The following is a 5,052-nucleotide window of genomic DNA, read 5'->3' on the forward strand; positions in this document are numbered from 1 at the left end:
GTACGAGGGCACCCCCGAGACCCCGCACCGCGGGCGCTGGTGGGACATCGTGCAGGAGTACGGGGTCACCATCCTGTACACCGCGCCCACCACGATCCGCACGTTCATGAAGTGGGGCGAGGACGTGCCGGCCGCCGCCGACCTCTCCTCGCTGCGGCTGCTCGGCTCGGTCGGCGAGCCGATCAACCCCGAGGCGTGGCTCTGGTACCACGAGCACATCGGCGGTGGCCGCTGCCCGATCATGGACACCTGGTGGCAGACCGAGACCGGCGCGCACATGATCACCCCGCTGCCCGGCGTCACCACGCTCAAGCCCGGCTCCGCCCAGCGACCGTTCCCCGGCATCGGCGTGAAGGTGGTCGACGAGGAGGGCAACCCGATCGAGCCCGGCGCCACCGGGTACCTCGTGCTCACCGAGCCCTGGCCGGCCATGCTCCGCACGATCTGGGGCGACGACGAGCGGTACAAGGACACCTACTGGAGCCGGTACGGCGAGGGGGTCTACTTCGCCGGGGACGGCGCCAAGCTCGACGAGGACGGCGACATCTGGCTGCTCGGCCGGGTCGACGACGTGATGAACGTGTCCGGGCACCGGATCTCCACCACCGAGGTCGAGTCGGCGCTGGTCTCGCACCCGTCGGTGGCCGAGGCAGCGGTGGTGGGGGCCACCGACCCGACCACCGGGCAGGCGATCGTCGCCTTCGTGATCCTGCGCGGGTCGGCGGCCGACGAAGGGGAGCAGATGGTCACCGAGCTGCGCAACCACGTGGCCAAGGAGATCGGCGCGATCGCCAAGCCCCGCCAGATCATGGTGGTGCCGGAACTGCCCAAGACCCGCTCGGGCAAGATCATGCGGCGGCTGCTGCGCGACGTCGCCGAGCACCGCTCGATCGGGGACGTCACCACCCTGGCGGACTCGACGGTGATGGACCTGATCTCCAAGGGGTTGGCCGAGAAGGGTAGTGCCGCCGCCGAGGACTAACCCGCCGGTGCAGGATGGCGGCGTGACCGATAACTCAGAGGGCTACCTGCTGGACAACCGGCAGTCCGAGGCCGGCGAGCGGTTCCAGGCGATGTCGGAGCTGTTCGACCCGGTGACGTTCCGGCACTTGGAGGCAGTCGGGATCGGTCCGGGTTGGGCCTGCTGGGAGGTCGGGGCGGGCAGCCCCAGCGTGCCCCGATGGCTGGCCGCGCAGGTAGGCGAGTCCGGGCGGGTACTGGCCACCGATCTCGACACCAGCTGGCTGCCGGCCGGCGAGGCTGGGTACGAGGTGCTGCGGCACGAGGTCGGTGTCGATCCGGTCCCGGCGGGCGAGTTCGACCTGATCCATGCCCGACTGCTGCTGGTGCATCTGCCGCGCCGGGCCGAGGTGCTGGCCTCCCTGGTGAGCGCGCTGCGTCCAGGTGGCTGGCTGGTGATCGAGGACGCCGATACGGCCTTGCAGCCGCTGGCCTGCCTGGACGAGTACGGACCGGCGCAGCGGCTGGCCAACCGAGTGCAGACGGCGTTCCGGAGCCTGCTGGCCGCCCGCGGTGCTGATCTGGCGTTCGGGCGGACCCTGCCCCGGTTATTACGTGAGGCGGGTCTCGAAGACGTGCGCGCCGACGGGTTCTTTCCGCTCAGCACACCGACTCGCCAGGTCCTGCAGGCGGCAACCGTGCGCCAGGTCAGGGAAGGCCTGCTGGCGGCCGGACTGGTGAGCGAGGCCGAGATCGACCAGCACCTGGCCGATCTGGCGACCGGTCAGCTCGACCTGGCCACCGCACCGCTGATCTCCGCCTGGGGCCGCAAACCGCACCTGGACGAGACGATCGACGTCCTGAGCGACTCCGAGGCGCTGGCCGACATCCATGAGGCGGAGGTTGCCTACGCGCAAGGCGACGTGGTGCGTGGAGTCGAGGCGGTCCGTAACCTGCGCGGCTGAGTACGCCTCAGCGGTGGGCGTCCGGTGAGGCGGGTCCGGCCGCTCCGGACGGCCGCAGAGTCACGTCGGTGAGCACCCCGTCCGACGGCAACATAAGCATCATCTCGACCACCCGGGCGACCGTGTCCGGAGCAAGGTAGTCCGCCTCCCGGTACTCCCCCGCCTCGGCCGCCCGGACAACACGCTGCATCTCGGTGGCGGTCCGTCCGGGATAGAGCGTGCAGACCCGCACCCCGGGCTCCTCCTGCCGCAGCCCGTCGGCATAGGCCCGCAGCGCGAACTTCGACGCCCCGTACGACACCAGCGGCGAGCGGGCGTTCAACCCCGACCCGGAGTTGACCAGCACCACCGTCCCGCCAGCGGCCCGCAACGCCGGCAGCAGCAGCCGGTTCAGTTCGGCCACCGCGGTGACGTTGACGGTGAACTGCTCGGTGAAGTCCGCCGGCGCCGATCCGCCCAGCGAGCCGGGCCGCACGATGCCAGCGCAGTGCACCACGCCGTCGAGCTGGGTCAGGCCGGCCAGCCACGGCGCCAGCGCCGCCTCCAGCGAACCCGGCTGCGCCAGGTCCGCGGCCACCAGCCCGGCGAGGGACAGCCCGGAAACTGACCTCCCGGGCCGGACCAGCCCGTAGACCTGGTGCCCGGCAGCGAGCAATCGTTCGGACACCGTCCGGCCGATTCCGCGAGAGACTCCGGTGATCAGATAGCTCGGCACAGTTGCAGACCCTAGCGAGCACCGCCGGGCCCGAAGGCCGGCGCCCGTCTCCAAGCGGGGGAACCGGTCCGGAGCGGCGCGGTAGGGTCTGTACACGATCCGACATCAGCCGTACCACCACCGACCAAGCCCCGGTCGGCACCGCACGGAACCGCAAGGCACCGCAAGGAGAAGGGACATCGGCGGGTGAGCGTTAACCACACTGCGAGTGTTAGCCCCGGCACCACCCAGGCATCCGGGCAGCCGTCCATCGGCACCCTGGTGGCCGAGGCGAGCTCCAGCTTCAGCACCCTGCTGCACGGTGAGATCGAACTGGCCAAGCTCGAGATCAAGGCCTCGGTCAAGAACGCCGGCACCGGGGCGGGGATGTTCGGCGCGACCGCCGTCCTGATGGTGTTCGCGCTGATCTTCGGCCTGATCGCGCTGGCCGAGGGCCTGGTCGCCCTGCACCTGTGGCGCTGGGTCGCCTACCTGATCGTGTTCGGCCTGCTGCTCCTGCTGGCGGGCCTGTTCGCGCTGCTGGGCCTGCGCAAGGTCAAGCGGGTCAAGGCACCGCAGCAGACGATCGACACCACCAAGAGCACCGTGACGGCGTTGCGCCAGGCCACGTCGCACCAGGCCAGCCACCGGGCATAGGCCCACGCCGTTGACCAGACCCGACGAGTCCCGGTGACCAGGCCCGACGAGTCCGTCGTCCTGATCGACGGTCCGTGGACCCACCGGACCGTCCGGGCCAACGGCATCGCGCTGCACGTCACCGAGGCCGGCAGCGGCCCGCTGGTGCTGCTGCTGCACGGGATGCCGATGTTCTGGTGGACCTGGTCTCGGCAGCTGATCGACCTGGCCGACGCCGGCTACCGGGCGGTCGCGGTGGACCTGCGCGGCTACGGCGCCTCCGACAAGCCGCCGCGCGGCTACGACGCCACCACCATGGCCGCCGACATCGCCCAACTGGTCACCGCGCTGGGCGAGCAGGACGCGGTGGTGGTGGGCAACGACATCGGCGGCCTGCTGGCCTGGACGGTGGCCGCCCAGCACCCGGGCGTGGTGCGCCGGATCGCGCTGCTCGGCGCGGCCCACCCGCTGCGGCTGCGGCAGGCCATGCTCTACGGCGGCCGCGGCCAGCGGCGGCTCTGGCGCTACGCCCTCACCACCTTCCAGGTCCCGCGCCTCGGCGAGCGGCTGTTCACCCAGGACGCCAGCTACCTGCAGCAGCTGTTCGACAGCTGGTCCGGCGCCCACTGGCGGGCCAGTCCCAGCTATCAGACCGCGGTCGGCCGGTACGCCGAGGCGATGCGGATCTACAAGGTGGCGCACTGCTCGCTGGAGTTCTACCGCTGGATGGTCCGGTCACTGCCCCGGCCGGACGGCCGGGCGTACGCCCGCTCGATGCAGCACCCGATCACCCGGCCGGTGCTGCAACTGCACGGCGACGCCGACCGGTGCGTGCTGCCGGCCACCGCACAGGGCTCGTCGCGGCACGTCTCGGCCGACTACGAGTGGCGGCTGCTGCCCGGCGTGGGCCACTTCCCGCAGCACGAGTGCCCGGAACGGGTGTCCGACGAGCTGATCCGGTGGGCCAAGCTCGGCTGACCCCGCAAACCCGGCTCAGGCGAGCCCGCAAGCGGCGAACAGAGCTAGGCGCAGGCGCTGGTGCTGACCGACCGGGTGGCGGTCCGCCCCGTCCGGGCGGCGCCGGCCACCTCGTCGGCGGTCAGCACGAACGCGGTGTCGGCCGAGTCCAGGGCGGAGGCGAACACGATGCCGAGGATGGTGCCGTCGGTGGCGATCAGCGGCCCGCCGGAATTGCCCGACCGCACCACCGACCGGATGGTGTAGATGTCCCGGTCGACCGAGATCTCGCCGTAGATGTCGCGGCCGGAGATCCGCTCCCGGTCGCGCACCCGGGCCGGCCGCACGTCGAACGGGCCGTCCTCCGGGTAGCCCAGCACGATGGCGTCCTGGCCGGAACGGGCCGGGGCCTTGGACAGCTTCACCGGCCGCTGCGTCAGGCCCGGCACCCACAGCACCGCGATGTCGCGGCCGGGGTCGAAGACCACCACCTGCGCGGTCAGCCGGCCCGAGCCCACCTCCACCTGCACCTGGTTGGCGCCGGCCACCACGTGGGCGTTGGTCAGCACCCGTTCCGGGGCGTACACCACCCCGGAGCCCTCGATGCCCCGGTCACACGACAGCGCCACCGCCCGCACCTTCAGCACCGAGGCCCGCACCGCGGCCACCGAGGCCGACTGCAGCAGCGCTGGATCGGCGGGCGGGACGTCGACGATCCGGGTCGGCTGCAGCGCCCCGAAGACCTGCGGAAAGCCGCTGCGGTCGACGAACCGGCGCAACGAGCCGTACAGGTTGCGGATGCTGTCGGGCAGCGTGTCGTCCACCGCCCGGATGGTCACC

General features: G+C 71.6%; 6 protein-coding genes. 4 read left to right on the top strand and 2 right to left on the bottom strand.

What is annotated here, in order from left to right:
• Nucleotides 1-982, top strand: a 982-nt coding sequence (locus VLJ82_RS13120; protein WP_408663808.1) for an AMP-binding protein, incomplete at its 5' end; no start/stop codon positions are given.
• Between the two features lie 22 nt (nt 983-1,004).
• The gene (locus VLJ82_RS13125; RefSeq protein WP_408663809.1) at nt 1,005-1,925 is read left to right on the top strand and encodes a methyltransferase domain-containing protein; all 921 of its coding nucleotides are present in this window, start codon (nt 1,005-1,007) and stop codon (nt 1,923-1,925) included.
• A 7-nt stretch (nt 1,926-1,932) separates the two neighbouring features.
• Here VLJ82_RS13125 and VLJ82_RS13130 read toward each other — a convergent pair whose 3' ends face one another.
• On the bottom strand, nt 1,933-2,640 hold the full coding sequence (locus VLJ82_RS13130; protein WP_408663810.1) for an SDR family oxidoreductase: 708 nt from the start codon (nt 2,638-2,640) through the stop codon (nt 1,933-1,935).
• A gap of 186 nt (nt 2,641-2,826) precedes the next feature.
• On the opposite strand from VLJ82_RS13130, the gene VLJ82_RS13135 reads away from it, so the two are divergent.
• Nucleotides 2,827-3,276 (top strand): phage holin family protein, encoded by a 450-nt coding sequence (locus tag VLJ82_RS13135; protein ID WP_408663811.1) that lies wholly within the window; start codon nt 2,827-2,829, stop codon nt 3,274-3,276.
• A 33-nt stretch (nt 3,277-3,309) separates the two neighbouring features.
• The gene (locus VLJ82_RS13140; protein WP_408663812.1) at nt 3,310-4,233 is read left to right on the top strand and encodes an alpha/beta fold hydrolase; all 924 of its coding nucleotides are present in this window, start codon (nt 3,310-3,312) and stop codon (nt 4,231-4,233) included.
• Nucleotides 4,234-4,277: 44 nt separating this feature from the next.
• Here the strand turns inward: VLJ82_RS13140 and VLJ82_RS13145 are convergent.
• Nucleotides 4,278-5,052: MarP family serine protease (locus VLJ82_RS13145; RefSeq protein ID WP_408663813.1), on the bottom strand; the 775-nt coding region annotated here is incomplete at its 5' end.

Source organism: Jatrophihabitans sp., assembly GCF_035474675.1.
GTDB lineage: Bacteria > Actinomycetota > Actinomycetes > Mycobacteriales > Jatrophihabitantaceae > Jatrophihabitans_A.